Origin of the sequence: Bartonella sp. AP58NXGY (assembly GCF_042195785.1) — a bacterium.
Lineage (GTDB): Bacteria > Pseudomonadota > Alphaproteobacteria > Rhizobiales > Rhizobiaceae > Bartonella.
On sequence record NZ_JBHIOY010000018.1, the window covers coordinates 1 to 14,394 of the forward strand.

Sequence of the window (14,394 nt, forward strand, 5' to 3'; positions counted from 1 at the left end):
CATGTGAATTTACCCAAAACAAAAGCCCGTCTCACCATTGCAATGGATGGCGATGATGCTGGTCGTAAAGCAGGTTTTACCCTCGCTGCGCGCGCTTATAGACAAGGCTTTGAGGTTTTTATCATGCAAGCCCCCTACGGTCTAGATTTCAATGATGTTTTGATACTGAAAGGTATAAATAAATGAGAGAGAATAAAAACAATATTGTAGATACCAACAATCAAAATGTTTCATTCAATGATAAGACTTGTTTAGAAGCCATTCCTTATGAAATCGCATTGCAACAAAATGGTTGGGGGGAATTGCAACCGATTAATACGGCTCTCTTACCCGTCGAGCCTTTTAGCTTATTACAGTTGCCAACGCCATTAATGAACTATGTTTATGACGTTGCGGATAGCCAACAAGCCCCTATGGATTTTATTGCTATCTCTGCTCTCTGTGGTTTGGCTGCTGTGATTGGTAATGGCGTGCGGGTTGCCCCAAAACAACATGCCAATTGGAAAATTGTTCCTAATCTCTGGGGTGCCATTGTGGGGGAACCTTCGACCATGAAAACAGGTACCATGGACGCTGCTTTAGAACCTCTCTATGAATTTCAAGATGAATGGCATCAAGAGTGGGTAAAGAAGAAAAAACAGCAAGAAACAAAAGAGATTCTTAATGAATTAGATAAACGAGAAAAGAAAAAACAAGCCTATAAAGCACTCAAAGATCAAGATGAAGAACAAGCCCTTGCTCTTCTTTCACAAGCTCTTGAACACAAAGAAAGTGAGGAAGATGATAGTTCTATAAAACGACGTCTTATCGTCAATGATGTGACTGTCGAAAAGCTTGGGGAACTCTTAAAAGAACCCCCCCGTGGTCTCTTGTTGGTGCGTGATGAACTGGCTGGTTTTTTAGCCAATTTGGAAAGAAAGGAATATCAATCAGACCGTTCTTTCTATCTAACCGCTTTTAATGGCAATAAGTCTTACACCTATGACCGTATAGGACGTGGAACCATTCATATTCCCAATGCAACTCTCTCTATTATAGGGGGTATTCAACCTGCACGTATTATTCCCATTATTCAAGACATGCACCGTGGAATAAACGATGATGGTCTTATGCAACGGTTTCAAATGCTGATCTATCCCGATGAACGACAAGAACAGTTATGGGTTGATAGACCTCCCAATCAAAAGGCATGGGAAAGTTATCAAGGGGTTTTTCGTTCTCTTTATGATAAACCGTTTGGATCACCAAAATATCCGATAACCATACGCTTTTCTGCCGAAGCCCAAGAAATGTTTCGTGAATGGTGGGAAGATTTTCAGAAAAGAATAAAGAATGGTCATTTCTCTGCAAGTTTAAAAGCACATCTTTTGAAAATGAATCAAACCATACCAACCCTTGCGTTGATTTTTGAACTGGCTGATGGTGGGCGTTTTGAAATCAATAGAGATGCCCTTGAAAGAGCCTTGTATTGGGAAAAATATTTGTTAAGTCATGTCAAAAGGCTTTATGCGGCGGCGGATAGCTTAGCAACAGAGGGGGCAAAATTAATTGTCGAACGTTGTGATTGTTTACCCGATGTTTTTACAACAAGGGATATTTATAAACGTGATTGGAAATGTTTCAAAGATAATGAAGCCGTTAAGCAAGCTTTAGAGCTTTTATGCCGTTGTAACTATATACGTGAAATCTCTGGAGACAAGAGCTCACAAGGCGGTCGCCCTACCATACGCTATGAATGGAATCCCTTAGTGACAAGCCATAAAACATCACACTGAGGCAATTTGGAAATCTTATAGAACATTAACAATATAACAGTGAACTCTTCAAAGCACTCCCCATTATGAGTTTTGGGGGTGTTTTTTATACGTATTATTTTATTTTTTTAAACAAAAATAAAAGTTATTATATTTCAATAGGTTAATGTTTTAAAGAAACAACCTATATTAAATACAATCCGTAAATACAATCTATAATATACATTTAAAGGGGTTTTGTAGGGGTTTTGTAGGGGTTTTGGGGGTTTTAAGAACCTACAAAACCTATCAAAGTACTCATTCTGATATTTTAAAGCACATAGTACATTTATCTTGATTAATCCGTGAAATGAATAGCAAATTTTACTATTCTGCTGATCTTATTCTATGTCACGGGCTGTTGATAAGTCGCCTTTTAAACCCCCTTTTGAAAAAATTTATCCGTTTCTTCGCATTTTTCTGCATTTTTTTCACCATTTACTCAAAATGGATTTAATAAGCTTCATTTTGATTCTTTTGAAGAGAATTAATCAGTAGAATATTTGTCATGGAGTCTATTCTTTATGTCTCACCCTATTTATTCTGATAATAAACATGTCTCTTTACGCTCTCTCTTACAAGCCTATCGTGATCAAGCGATATCAGAGCAAGAAAAGCAAGCTGCTTTTGAAAAGTTTGTCATTGCCTATTTGACGCAAGACCCGCTTCAGAAGCTTATGAGTATATTGTCAATGGTAGACCCGCTCTTGAATGGGTTATGGGGCGTCAATGTGTAAAAACTGATAAAAAGAGTGGCATTGTGAATGATGCCAATCGTTATGCCGTTGAAACCATAGGCAACCCTGCCTACCCTCTAGAGTTGTTTCAAAGGGTTATTACCGTAAGTTTAGAAACCATGAAAATCGTAAAAAAACTACCAAAATTGGAAATTAGAGAAACTGAATAGACTTGGTATGCCACATAATGGGTATGTTAACCTTATAAGGGGTAAAAGGTCTTATACCTATAGGTTCTATACCCCCTTTATACATTGCTTACGTACAATCTTTAAAAGGATAATTTATCATGCGTTATTCTAAAAAGAAGAAACTTGCACTTTTAGATACTCTTATTTGGATTGCTTTAAGACTTTTAAGAAACCCACTCTTAAATAGAATTAGATTTTTTTACATTGCCGTTAAGAGGTTATACCGTAATCTAAAATGATAACTTTATCCTTTTCAAAAGCTTTGTTTAAAAAGAGTTATGTATATTCATTTTACTTATAGGTTTTGTCGGTTCTTAAAACCCCCAAAACCCCTACAAAACCCCTTTTTATATATATTATAGATTGTATTTACAGATTGTATTTAATATAGGTTGTTTATTTAAAACATTAACGCATTGAAATATAATGATTTTTATTTTTAATTAAAAAAATAAAATAATACGTATAAAAAGCACCCCCAAAACTCATAACCTAATGATCTTGATAGCATTTCTTATGAGTTATAAACCATCTTTTGAAAGGCTTTAAAGGATCACATGATTTTCATAAAGCACGTTGTAATCATTCTCTAAATCATAAGGTTATCATTCAAAAGAACTGATAAAATTCATAAAAAGGATTTTGATAACGTAATCAGTTTTTAATTTCATATGCTTTTCATAAGACACGTTTTAATGACTTACTAAAATGATCACTTTTGTCAGTTCAATTTACTGACACATAACTGACAAGTTTTATTCAACTCACATCATTGGTTATCTTTAAAGACTGTACTCTTGATATGAGCTATGTCTTAAAAACATTAACCTATTGAAAAATAATGTTTTTAATTTTTCTCATTAAACAAAATAATAGAGGGTCTAAAAAGAACTGACAAAACTGACACAACTGACAAAAGTCTATTAAAAGGGATTTTGCTAATCTCTATAATTATCAATCTCTCTTTAGATGTTTTCATAACAGTCTATAAATTACAATTATCATATATCCTATTTATCGTTTCTCTTATGAAAATGAAAAATGATGCCATGGCTATAAAGCATATAACAGCTATAGAAAATGCGTAAAAACAGCAGCTTCAAATAACTAAACTGTAAATGAACGCATTGATTATAAAGAGAGCACCTATAAGAGGCTATTAAATTTTAAATGTATTATAAACAAAATTCACAAAAAAAATTTAAATTCATTTAGTAAAAAAACTGATAGATTATAAAGATAAAAATACGCATTATGAGAGCCTTTTTAAATATTATAGATGTATAGATTCAAAACATAACGCAATCGTTTCATAAAGCCCATAATATAACTTTAAACGCATATAAATATAAAAGAAGCAATTCATAATCATAAGATATTATCAATACACAACGTATTTAAAAAATACAAAAAATATCAAAAAAAGATAAAATATTATTTGACAATAAATACGTATTTTGTTATATGAAGACGGTACGCTAATTTTTGTATTGTTATCCCCATTTCTTCTAAAAAAGCTACTTTTAGAACTTCACTAGAATGGGCGGGGTTATGCGTCATTTGTTTTCATTCCTTTCATCAATGGTAATCTTGATAATCAACAAGCTCCACATCTGTTCCGATAAAGCGAAAAATAACACGCCAATTTCCATTCATCTTAAAAAGTATATTACTCTTTATGCGCATTGGGAACGGCTTTTCTAGATCCTAGTAAGCTGAATATATAGCCTTGTCCGATTAGAACTCCAAAAATCGTAACAAAAACGCCTATGATTTGCATGATTTGAGGGATGAAGCCGAACAGGATTTGCACCAATAAGGCTGAAATAGGTACAAAATTGAAAAATATCGCCGTCTTACCCGGACCTCGGATCGCTATTCCAATATTCCAAAATAGGTAGGCTAAAACTGATCCTGCAACCCCCATCCAAAGGAGTGCGAATAAACTAGCGCCGGACATAGACATCGTTTCTTGAAGAGGGGATTCGAATAAAAAGGTTAGGACGCCAAGGGCGACGGTGCCAGAGAGCATCGTCCAGCTTGTTGTTTCAAGCGGGGTTGCGTTCTTGACAAATGACCGCGTGCCCACGGTATAGAACGCCCAACCAATGGAACCTAAAAGAATCATAATATCTCCTTTGGCAAAGGAAACATGGTTAGACAAAAATCTCCCATTTGTTATGACTAAATAGACCCCGAACATGCTAATGAGCATCCCTATAACCCTCTCACAGGTTGGGAAAGATTTATTCATGATAGCTTCAATAATATTAGCACTAATAGGGGTTGTCGCCATGATGAGGGAGGCTGTTATGGGATTTGACGTTTGCAAGCCAACAAATAAAGCGCCATTAAACCCTGCCACACCGATAATCCCTAGGAAAATATAAGAAATAAAATTTTGCGATAAAACATGCCACCGCAAGCCTTCTTTGAAAATCATAATTAAAAATATGGCGATTACGGCAATGAGAAACCGCTCAAAAGAAGCTGTCCATGGAGAAACAGTTGTTAAAGCTATCTTAGTGGCTTGGAAATTGGAACCCCAAAAAAAGGTTCCTACGAGGGTTAAGACAAGAGCTATTCTGGGCGTGATTTTCATTGGATAGATCCTTATACTTGATACCAAAGTGGAGCATCGAGACGTATAGAAGAAATTTGTGCGGTATTAGATGAGGAAAGAATAAAGTTGACCGCGGAAGCAATGTCATCTGGGTGAAGCATTTTAGCAAGATTCTCTGGAGGTATCTCTGGGAATCCTTTAAAATTGCGACGAAAATCCGTATTAACTTTATCAACTTGGATTGAACAAACACGAATATTTTGTGGCATTCCCCATAAGCGCAACCCACCAGTATAGCCCTCTACAGCAAATTTAGAAGAAGAATATGAAATTAAAGAAGGATTGTATTCTACACCCCATATGGATGAAATATTTATAATATCGGCGCGAATTTCCTTTTTTAGATAGGGTAAAGTAGCAGCTGTTATATAGAACATTCCTTTAATATTCACATCAAATGTTTCAGCACATTCTTGAGCATCAATTGTTTCTGGATCGCCACTATAACAAATGCCTGCTACATTAACTAAGACATCAAGACCACCAAATTCTGAGATAACCTTATGGACAGAAGAGTCAATGGCTTCTTTATCGCGGATATCAACAATCAATTTACATAAGCCTGCCGTATCGATGGAGGTTGGTAGTTCTATGTCAATGATGTCTGCACTTGCTACCTTATGACCATTTTTCAATAAGTTTAGAACAATTGCTTTACCGATGCCGCGAGCGCCTCCTGTGACTAAAATACGTTTCTGTTGTTGTGAGTAAATTCCGGTCGTGTTTTTTATCATTTCGTTTAGCATTTTCTATACCTGAAGTTGTAATCATTAATATTCAGCTAGTTTATTTTTAGCCATGCATTATGTATTACTGTATTATGTTTAATGTATTGAGTATTATTAATTTGTTTAAATAATAAGATAGCCTTAAAGTTTATTGTGATTAGGTTGAATAACTAAAGAACTGATATTTCATGTAAAGACGTCTCATTAAAAGGAAATACCTTTTTAGAGGAGAATACTAGAGTTTGTGATTCTTTAGGTAGATTTAAACAGCGCCAACCATGCTTGTGAGCATACACCTCAAGCAAAGGATCGCCAATAACAGCGACAGGATGACCTACAAGCTTCAGCATATGCTCATCGGAAATATCATCACCGTAGGCCCAGCAGTTCTTAAGGTCACCACCATGTTTTTCAATAAAATCCTGAATCGCAAGCGCTTTTCCAACGCCGATCGTTTGCGGAGGGACGAAACGGCCATTATATTTTTGCTCATCATGCAATAGTTTTGTGGCCAAGATGTAAGGTACACCTAGATGTTCTGCAATGGGGGCTAGAATTTCTATAAAAGAGCCGGATACTAAGACCGGCTCAATTTTTTGGCTATGATGGGATTTTAGTTCTGTTACTACTTCTTGGATTAAGAAAGTAGGATTAATCAACGCGCGCTTTGCCCAAGTTTCTGCACATCTTGTTACTTCTGCTACAGCACGTCCGGCAAAAAATTCATAAAAGCGACGGTTTATTACGCTGCGCGGACTCTGGTTATCATGGTGTGCACGTAAAATAGCAGTAGTATCTGCATATTCCTCTTGGTGAGCGTTGGTTGAAAAACCTAGCCAAGATTTATACCAGAAATCGTGGAAAGCGAGCATACTCTTGCTCCGAATAAGGGTGCCATCTACATCGAAGAATGCATACGCAAGGCTCATTATTAATTTCTCCCTTCAAAAAAAATTAAATACTTTATAATGTTGTTTGTTCTTTATAAGCATGGATATGATTTATTCGTAATATTAATCCTTTGTTGTGAATTCCCAGAAACCTGTTTTTTTGAGCTTTAGCTGCGCGTGGACATCCCCTCCTAAGCCATACCATCCGATCGCGCCGCCTCGATTCATTTGATAACTCATCCAAAGCAAGACGATATTTACTATTCGATTAGCAGAGGGATCGTTCACAGATGGAAACGGATTGGGTAATATTGCTTGATAAAAGGCATGCCCATCAGCATCTGCCAGTAGTATATTGGGAAGACCAAGTGGGCCGGGTCGTGTAGGTGCATGGGGATTCAGATCATGTTGCCGTAGTGCCATAATTGTGTAAAGACTGTTAGGAATTAACCCCAAAAATTCAAAACGAAAATGTCCTGTTCGTTGGTCGTTAGGGACGGAAACTTCCATGGATCCTTTCGCTTTACACCATTGTTCAAGGGTTATCGGCGCAGTAATCTTTCTACCATCTTGGTTTCGAGCGTCTGGTATTGGTACTTCATGGAAGCCATAGCTTGGCAGATAAATATTTTTCGCATTGGGGCATTGCGCTGGTGCAAATATTACTGGATAATTATTGCATGGTAATGGTAAGGGCAGAGTATGTAATACAAGAGAGGCATCACTACTAGAAAGAGGATCTGAAAGTTCTTTTATGATATCGTAGGGAGCATTCTTGCCGAATTCAGGAGTTACAGTAGAGGTTGATACCAAAGCTCTTCCCCACTCTGAGGTAAGTTCTCCATGGGAATTCATGCGATTGATTTGTCCAATAACAATAAAATTTCCCTTTTCATCCATTACTTCGCTCGGGGGATAAGTCGGTCCTTGTGTAGTCAAACTTAGTTCGTACATTATTGTTTTCATAGACAATGCCTCTACGCAAGATAAACATTTTCAAGGTTCTCAGCTTTCCGCGAGACAGAGTCCCTACCTGTTTGCTTGTTAAGAAATTTAATCGCTTGTTTGTGTTCATTCTTCTTTAGTTTTTCTGCATGATAAGCAGTAAACTGAAAGGAAAGAGTAGCGGCGCTCGTGTCGCCTTGGTTAACTGATATAGTTATATCGAAGTGAAGGCGAGATAATCTGGATATATCGCTAGAGTTAATTCGATAGTTAAAAACAACGTCAAGAGGGAATACAAACCCTGTAAAATTGGCAGCCAGGCTATTTAACACGAAGTAATACGGCTCCGTCCAGTTATCTCCGATAAAATATTCCTCAGTAACTGCTAAAAACATTTGACGAGCTGCTTCAATCAACACCATACCTTGTATATGTTGTCCAGTTTGATGATCATTCATTAGTTCTGACCGTTCATCCAATATTAAGTGAGATTCAAAATTATGCTCATCTAAACGTTTCGGGTGAGAGATAATCGCATTTCTGATGTAGTGCTTATGACTTTGCAGGCGGCTAACGCGAAGTGGACGCTGTAGTAGAGGAGAAATATCAATCCCGTGGGCTGCAAGTGGATATAGTCCTTGGTCATAAAGAGCTTGAGCTTGAACTTCTGTTAACCCTTGACCGCTAACAAGTTGACTATTACTAGGTAAATTGGCAAAGGAATTTGTACGTATCATCTCTAAAATTTCCCCAAAAGTCTTAACGTTTTCATGTATACTAAATTCATGAAATTTATTGCCAACTATAAAAATTTTCTTATTAGGTGTATTTTTCATTGTGCTCCCTGCCTCAAAATTATAACTAATTTTAACTCTCTTTTTATATCTATTTGATTTATTTGAAATAAAAACATACTCTTCATAAAATTATTATATGGCTTTAAAAATCGGTAACTACGTTATTGATCAAATATAAGCAAAAATTTACCAAAATAATTACATTACTTAAAACATACATGGCTTTTCGGTAATATTATAGAAGAGTAAGCGCTCATTTTTAGCAATCACTACCCTCCACTCAAACCAAAAGCTGCAGCTTAGTTTTACAGCTGTCGCCGTAGTTCGTTGTTAATTAATAAAGCGTTTGTAAATTTTTGTATAAAGTCCACCTTCTCCACCCGTGATAAAATTGTCTCCGGCCTTTTTAATTATCTCTTGATAGCGCGGAGAAGAAAAAAGGCTCTTATAGATCTCAGGATCAACAGAAAAACCGGAGAGAAACATAACACCCGGCTCTGTACTAATGATGGAATGATAAGCAATAAACTCTTCAACCTCAGATGCCTTGCGTACTACGTCAAAAATGGTTTTGTCTCGCCATTGGCGGTAGGAGGTAAAACGGCTTGGAGGAACCTCAATATGACGCAGCTGCAGATACGGTGTGCTAGGCAAAGACTGCTTGAGCACTTTTACCGATTCAACATAGGTCAAAAGTTGACGACGAAAGTCGTTCACAAGATCTTCTCCCAATAATTTTAATTCAAGCTCCCATATCCCCGGCAAGCTCTCAATCTGTTTTAATGAGGGCAAGGCTCTCAACTGCAGAACAGTCCTATTATCAAGAGATACAAACACCGTAGCCTGCTGCTCAGATTTTTCTGCTGTGATCTGCCTCCATTTCTTAGCTACTGTAAGAGTTTGGTTTTCTTTAGGATATATTTCTGTAATTAAAAGATACGGTGTAGACATTAAATTCTCCTTGAAATTAAGAAAAAAATTAAATTCGTAAGTATCACGCTTTTGATAATAATGATGTTGCTGGCAAATAAATTTCTCTATGTCTCCTTGCGTGAGGCAAAAACTTCTTTAGCAATTTCAACGACATTAATCGCTGCAGGAAAGCCTGCATAAGGAGCAATGTGAATTGCTAATTCAATCACCTGTTCGGGCGTGCCACCTACATTAAGCAGACCCTGTATATGCAGCTTCAGCTGTGGAATCGCAGTTCCTAACGTTCCTAACGCTGCCACCGTTATAATTTCCCGTTCAAAGAAGTTGAGGATAGGCCGTGTGTAGATATCACCAAACCCAAACTCAACAACAAAACGAGCTAAGTCTGGAGCAATGCTACCCAGTGTCTTAATAATCATTTGTCCATCGGAGCCATCAATATGTTCTAGTGCCTTCAGTCCAGATTCGTAGCGATCCTCGCATACTAATGGCGAGCCGCAACTAGATATGAAGTCTAGTTGCTTTTCATCAAAGACCTCTTTTGCAGCAAAAACACTATTTAAGGCTGCTGGAAACCCTGCATAAAGTGCCAACTGTATCATTACTTCAATCAGCTCAGCAGGACTACACCCAATATTAAGAGCACTGGTAAGGTGGAATTTGAGTTGCCGTCTTGCATTACCGAGAGTTGCAAAAATGGCAACGGTGGCAAGCTGCCGAATACGGCTTGTTAAGTGAGGTCGCTCATAAATTTCTCCATACACAAAAGAGATGATGAATTTTGCGAGATCAGGGGCAACATCGGCCATTTCTTCAAGAATTGAAGGGGTCTCGACCAATTCCATAGAGCGTAAACGCTCCACACCCAATTCATAAGCATTTTTCTTATAATTTACAAATGTTTGTTCTTGCATGTAATGGCCCCCTCCCCACGGAGCCTTAGTTGGATAAGGCTTTTACTTTCCTTAAAAACTAAACCTTCAATTAAAATGCAATACCTTATCTCCTCTTGCGGATTTGCATTGCATGAATCGTTATCGTGCTTTAATATCCTAGTCAATCATTTTTGTAAATTTATTTTATATTATTTTTCATTTTTTACATTATAGGCAATCCTTATAAAGCTATAGCAGATAGTAAGGGATTTTTCTATGGCATTAATATTACGTTGATGCAGCAGGCACGTAGCCTTTCCAGATGTTGTACTTAAGACTGAGCTAAAATTAGCAAATTAAACCCTTCTTATTCGTATTTGCGCAAGAGAACTGAGGTGTAACTTGTTGAGCGTAGAAACACCATGCATGATTATGTGCGCATTGAGCTATAGGACTTAGTTGTATTTAGTATTTTGCGGCTTGAATTTACCGAGGAAAGTGCGAAGCGTTAAATTTATAACAGATGCTACTGACTTACCTCTAATCTAGTAAAGTTCTATCATGACAAAGCCATTTGTTGGGGTGTACGGAAGAGCTTTGTTTTTAACTCAAGTTAGAGGTATGTAATAGCAGATGAGTGCAGTACTCCTTTGCTGCAAAGTCCTCCAATCGGTTTAGCTAAAAATATTATGCCGCAATTAGGTGCCCAATATAGCTTGATCATGTCTATAAATTTTGGTTTAATACCTTTAGCACTGGAGAACTTTAGTAAAATTAATGCTGTGTGCCTCTATCAAGTTGTAAAATATATTATGCTTTAAGATCTCGGTAAAAATTTTCATGAGAGCCAAGTGCTAACAAGGTCAAAGTAATCGTGTGATCTTCATAGCTGTAAGCAAGCAGCGTCAATTGCTTGGCCATTTTAAATTTATAGACAAAAACACCAGAAAGATCACCTGTTTTGGCTTGACCAATGGTGGGCGTTTTCATAATGACGCGAACAGCTTGGTCTAGATCTTGTTTTTGGTTGGCATGCAGTTTTTTGACAGTTTTTTTTAATGAATGGGTTTGTAAAACTTGCATAGATTCAGCCAAATTCGAATGCTGTTACATCGCCATCTGCATTTTCTTGTTGTCCAAGTAAGATTGCTTGAATAAATTGAAAGGAGAGATCTGGATTTTCTTCGGCTATTTTGCCCATACGCGACCAATATTCAATTTGCTTAGGAACCGAGCGGCTATAAACAGACGCGTAACGCTTAGCCTCATTAATGAGATCATCAGACAGTTTAACAGTTGTAGCCATGACTATACTCCTACCTTACAATAAGGTGGTAATATAGTTCAAAAGGTGTTAAAAAGCAACCTTTGAAACACAATAACCTTAGCAGATCTCTAACACAATTCCTTCTCTCACAGCCATCTTTCTTAATATCTGAAAGAAGAGAAAATAAAAGATAAATTTAGAACTAAATGATCGAGAATAAGCTCTAAAAAGGTTCGGGATAGGCAGAAAATAAGTTAAAAGAATCAACGGAATCAAAATTCCCGAACTTCTATATAATCTATTGATTTTATATAAATATAGCATTCCTATCCCCTCCGCCACAGCACTTTTGTCGTGCTATAAATTATTGATTCTATATGTCTTGTATGTAGCTTGTCAGCAGGTTTTGCAGAATTTGACAGCAGGTTTTGCAGCAATTCATTTTTAAAATTCACGTCTTTTTTAAAAAATTAAAGGGGTTTTCAAAGGGTCTTCAAAGACCTTTCAAAGATCATTTAAAGACCCTTTAAGGCAGCTTTTTCTCCTTTGCTAAAAGTCGCAATTTGAGATGATGAGCTCTTGAGCTGGAATTGGATTATTTGAACTGCATGTATAAGATATGGTGACCTCTTTTATCTTAAATGGGCTAAAGCTTTTGCGAATCTCCGGCACATCATTGAGTGACAGAAGAAACTTTCCCTTTAATTGTGCAAGCAGTGTGGACATCCTCTGATAATCCTCTCGCTTAAACAAATCCTTGCCATAGTAATCCTCAACACCCCAATAAGGCGGATCAAGGTAAAACAAGATGTTGGGACGATCATAGCGCCTAATAAACTCAAACCAATCTAAATGTTCAATGGTCACACCTGCTAAACGACGGTAAATAAGCTTTAAGGAGGCTTCAAGTTTGAGACTATTAAACCGTGCACCACGGTGTGGATCAACTCCAAACGTCTGTTTTGCCACTTTGCCACCAAAACTCAACCGCTGCAGATATAAAAACCGCAATGCCCGCTCTAAATCTGTCAGGGTCTTGGGATCTTGGGTGCGTAACCGTTCAAACGCCTCACGGCTACTCACCTGGAACTCCAACAGATCCATGAAAGGGTAATAATGGCGTTGCAACACCCGAAAAAAATTCACCACATCACCTGAACGATCATTGATCACTTCATATAAAGGAACTAATTTTCTCCTTAAAGATACAACGTATTGATTTATAATGATAATCTATCGTTATTCATATTGAATTAGACCCTCGAATAACGCAAGATTCTCTCATTTTAAATCTGCTTATCTTGAATCAATCAAAACCACACCTTTGCACGTCACAAGCGGGATGAGTGTGTGGATCAAATTTGTATAAGAAAGGATTTAAAAATGGCTCTTATGAACCGTCTTAATGCAAGATCTGTCGCAACATTGGGGGCTGGCAAATATAATGATGGTGCCGGCTTGTTACTTCATAAGCGTAAAGATGGAGGCGCTCAATGGCTTTATCGTTATACTATTCATGGACGCCGCCGTGAAATGGGTTTGGGTGCCTTGAGAGATGTCTCTTTAAAAAAAGCCCGTGAATTGGCAAACCAATGGCGTTCTGTTTTGCATGAGGGGCGTGACCCCATTAAAGAGCGCAATAAACAAAAGCGTGAGGCAATAAGCAATCTCCATTATTTAAAAGATATTGCCATGGATACTTTTGAAAGTCGTAAAGCTGAATTAAAAAATGATGGTAAAGATGGGCGTTGGTTTGCACCTTTACGCCTTCATATTCTCCCTAAATTAGGCTGTCTGCCCGTTTCTGAGATTACACAAACAGAGATACGCAATGTTATCTCTCCTATCTGGCATACAAAAGCTGGAGTTGCTCGTAGAGCTCTTATTCGTCTCAATATGTGTCTCAAACATGCGGCTGCATTAGGGGTGGATGTTGATTTACAAGCAGTAACAAAAGCACAAGCTCTCTTAGGAAAACAGCGCCATAAGGTTACGAATAGACCAGCTATGGATTGGAAAGATGTTCCTGCCTTTTATCAAACACTTTGTCAAACAACAACCTTAACACAATTGGCTTTGCGTTTGCTTATTCTGACAAGGGTCCGTACCAACTCTTTACGTCATATTCGTGAAGATCAAGTTGATGGCGATATATGGACTATTCCTGCTGAGAATATGAAAGGAAGGCGTGATGCTACAACAGAATTTCGCGTCCCTTTATCAACAGAAGCATTAGATATTTTAAAACAAGCGCGCCTTTTATCTCGCAATGATTTCTTTTTTTCTGCAACAGGTCGGGGTCCCCTTTCTGCACGCTGTATGGCTCAATACATGCAAAAAATTGGACTTGATGCCTGCCCGCATGGGTTTCGTTCTAGTTTACGCGATTGGCTTGCTGAAACAACCGATGCCCCCTATGAGGTCGCTGAAACTATTTTAAGTCATACGGTAGGCGGTAAAGTAGAGCGTGCCTATCGTCGTACTGACTATTTAGAACAGCGCCGTGTCTATATGGATAAATGGGCGGCTTATGTCACCGGTCAATCTTAAGATATGGGGTGAATAACCCCATTATCTGTGGATAACTTTCTCTCTCTTCTCTCTCATTCTTTCTC

Annotated in this window: 14 protein-coding genes and 3 pseudogenes; 5 read left to right on the plus strand and 12 right to left on the minus strand. The window is 37.6% G+C overall.

Going from position 1 to position 14,394, the window contains the following annotated elements; translation table 11 throughout:
* From ACFINC_RS08545 to ACFINC_RS08560, 4 genes and pseudogenes are all read left to right on the plus strand, one after another.
* Positions 1-186 (plus strand): toprim domain-containing protein (locus ACFINC_RS08545; protein WP_375616928.1); only part of this gene is annotated, 186 nt, incomplete at its 5' end.
* A complete protein-coding gene (locus ACFINC_RS08550; protein WP_375616929.1) occupies positions 183-1,775 on the plus strand; it encodes a YfjI family protein in 1,593 nt (530 codons plus the stop codon). The genes ACFINC_RS08545 and ACFINC_RS08550, both read left to right, overlap by 4 nt.
* Positions 1,776-2,317: 542 nt before the next feature.
* Entirely contained in the window at positions 2,318-2,530 is a 213-nt protein-coding gene (locus ACFINC_RS08555) for a hypothetical protein (protein WP_375616930.1), read from the plus strand.
* Positions 2,464-2,700, plus strand: a pseudogene (locus ACFINC_RS08560) (type ISP restriction/modification enzyme); the annotation flags it as partial. The gene ACFINC_RS08555 and the pseudogene ACFINC_RS08560, both read left to right, overlap by 67 nt.
* Before the next feature lie 1,476 nt (positions 2,701-4,176).
* Here the strand turns inward: ACFINC_RS08560 and ACFINC_RS08565 are convergent.
* From ACFINC_RS08565 to ACFINC_RS08620, 12 genes and pseudogenes are all read right to left on the minus strand, one after another.
* A pseudogene (locus tag ACFINC_RS08565) lies at positions 4,177-4,281 on the minus strand (transcriptional regulator); the annotation flags it as partial.
* 18 nt (positions 4,282-4,299) lie between these two features.
* Positions 4,300-4,377 (minus strand): annotated as a pseudogene (locus ACFINC_RS08570) (Killer protein); the annotation flags it as partial.
* Between the two features lie 13 nt (positions 4,378-4,390).
* Positions 4,391-5,323 carry a DMT family transporter gene (locus ACFINC_RS08575; protein WP_144755783.1) on the minus strand — a complete coding sequence of 311 codons (933 nt, stop codon included), beginning with the start codon at positions 5,321-5,323 and terminating at the stop codon, positions 4,391-4,393.
* Positions 5,324-5,334: 11 nt separating this feature from the next.
* On the minus strand, positions 5,335-6,078 hold the full coding sequence (locus tag ACFINC_RS08580) for an SDR family oxidoreductase (protein ID WP_375616931.1): 744 nt from the start codon (positions 6,076-6,078) through the stop codon (positions 5,335-5,337).
* A 164-nt stretch (positions 6,079-6,242) separates the two neighbouring features.
* On the minus strand, positions 6,243-7,001 hold the full coding sequence (locus tag ACFINC_RS08585) for an HAD family hydrolase (RefSeq protein ID WP_375616932.1): 759 nt from the start codon (positions 6,999-7,001) through the stop codon (positions 6,243-6,245).
* Between the two features lie 84 nt (positions 7,002-7,085).
* Positions 7,086-7,928 carry a hypothetical protein gene (locus tag ACFINC_RS08590; protein WP_273758244.1) on the minus strand — a complete coding sequence of 281 codons (843 nt, stop codon included), beginning with the start codon at positions 7,926-7,928 and terminating at the stop codon, positions 7,086-7,088.
* Positions 7,929-7,939: 11 nt separating this feature from the next.
* Positions 7,940-8,743, minus strand: coding sequence for an AfsA-related hotdog domain-containing protein (locus ACFINC_RS08595; RefSeq protein ID WP_375616933.1), 804 nt, complete (start codon positions 8,741-8,743; stop codon positions 7,940-7,942).
* Between the two features lie 291 nt (positions 8,744-9,034).
* Positions 9,035-9,655, minus strand: a complete 621-nt coding sequence (locus ACFINC_RS08600; RefSeq protein WP_273758245.1) for a hypothetical protein — start codon at positions 9,653-9,655, stop codon at positions 9,035-9,037.
* A gap of 86 nt (positions 9,656-9,741) precedes the next feature.
* Positions 9,742-10,551, minus strand: coding sequence for a carboxymuconolactone decarboxylase family protein (locus ACFINC_RS08605; protein WP_375616934.1), 810 nt, complete (start codon positions 10,549-10,551; stop codon positions 9,742-9,744).
* A gap of 771 nt (positions 10,552-11,322) precedes the next feature.
* A complete protein-coding gene (locus ACFINC_RS08610) occupies positions 11,323-11,607 on the minus strand; it encodes a type II toxin-antitoxin system RelE/ParE family toxin (RefSeq protein ID WP_375616935.1) in 285 nt (94 codons plus the stop codon).
* Complete coding sequence (locus tag ACFINC_RS08615; protein ID WP_005773872.1) at positions 11,600-11,818, minus strand: TA system antitoxin ParD family protein; 219 nt, start codon at positions 11,816-11,818, stop codon at positions 11,600-11,602. Before ACFINC_RS08615 ends, ACFINC_RS08610 begins: the two co-directional genes overlap by 8 nt.
* A gap of 510 nt (positions 11,819-12,328) precedes the next feature.
* Complete coding sequence (locus ACFINC_RS08620; protein WP_375616937.1) at positions 12,329-13,012, minus strand: DNA adenine methylase; 684 nt, start codon at positions 13,010-13,012, stop codon at positions 12,329-12,331.
* Positions 13,013-13,162: 150 nt separating this feature from the next.
* Between ACFINC_RS08620 and ACFINC_RS08625 the strand changes: the two genes are divergently transcribed.
* Positions 13,163-14,329 carry a tyrosine-type recombinase/integrase gene (locus tag ACFINC_RS08625; protein ID WP_375616936.1) on the plus strand — a complete coding sequence of 389 codons (1,167 nt, stop codon included), beginning with the start codon at positions 13,163-13,165 and terminating at the stop codon, positions 14,327-14,329.
* Positions 14,330-14,394 lie beyond the last annotated feature (65 nt).

Excerpts from the sequence above, each read along its gene's own strand:
- ACFINC_RS08555 (WP_375616930.1), top strand. The coding sequence starts at position 2,318 with ATGTCTCACCCTATTTATTCTGATAATAAACATGTCTCTTTACGCTCT.
- ACFINC_RS08595 (WP_375616933.1), bottom strand. The coding sequence starts at position 8,743 with ATGAAAAATACACCTAATAAGAAAATTTTTATAGTTGGCAATAAATTT.
- ACFINC_RS08615 (WP_005773872.1), bottom strand. The coding sequence starts at position 11,818 with ATGGCTACAACTGTTAAACTGTCTGATGATCTCATTAATGAGGCTAAG.
- ACFINC_RS08575 (WP_144755783.1), bottom strand. The coding sequence starts at position 5,323 with ATGAAAATCACGCCCAGAATAGCTCTTGTCTTAACCCTCGTAGGAACC.
- ACFINC_RS08600 (WP_273758245.1), bottom strand. The coding sequence starts at position 9,655 with ATGTCTACACCGTATCTTTTAATTACAGAAATATATCCTAAAGAAAAC.
- ACFINC_RS08585 (WP_375616932.1), bottom strand. The coding sequence starts at position 7,001 with ATGAGCCTTGCGTATGCATTCTTCGATGTAGATGGCACCCTTATTCGG.
- ACFINC_RS08590 (WP_273758244.1), bottom strand. The coding sequence starts at position 7,928 with ATGAAAACAATAATGTACGAACTAAGTTTGACTACACAAGGACCGACT.
- ACFINC_RS08625 (WP_375616936.1), top strand. The coding sequence starts at position 13,163 with ATGGCTCTTATGAACCGTCTTAATGCAAGATCTGTCGCAACATTGGGG.
- ACFINC_RS08550 (WP_375616929.1), top strand. The coding sequence starts at position 183 with ATGAGAGAGAATAAAAACAATATTGTAGATACCAACAATCAAAATGTT.
- ACFINC_RS08605 (WP_375616934.1), bottom strand. The coding sequence starts at position 10,551 with ATGCAAGAACAAACATTTGTAAATTATAAGAAAAATGCTTATGAATTG.
- ACFINC_RS08580 (WP_375616931.1), bottom strand. The coding sequence starts at position 6,078 with ATGATAAAAAACACGACCGGAATTTACTCACAACAACAGAAACGTATT.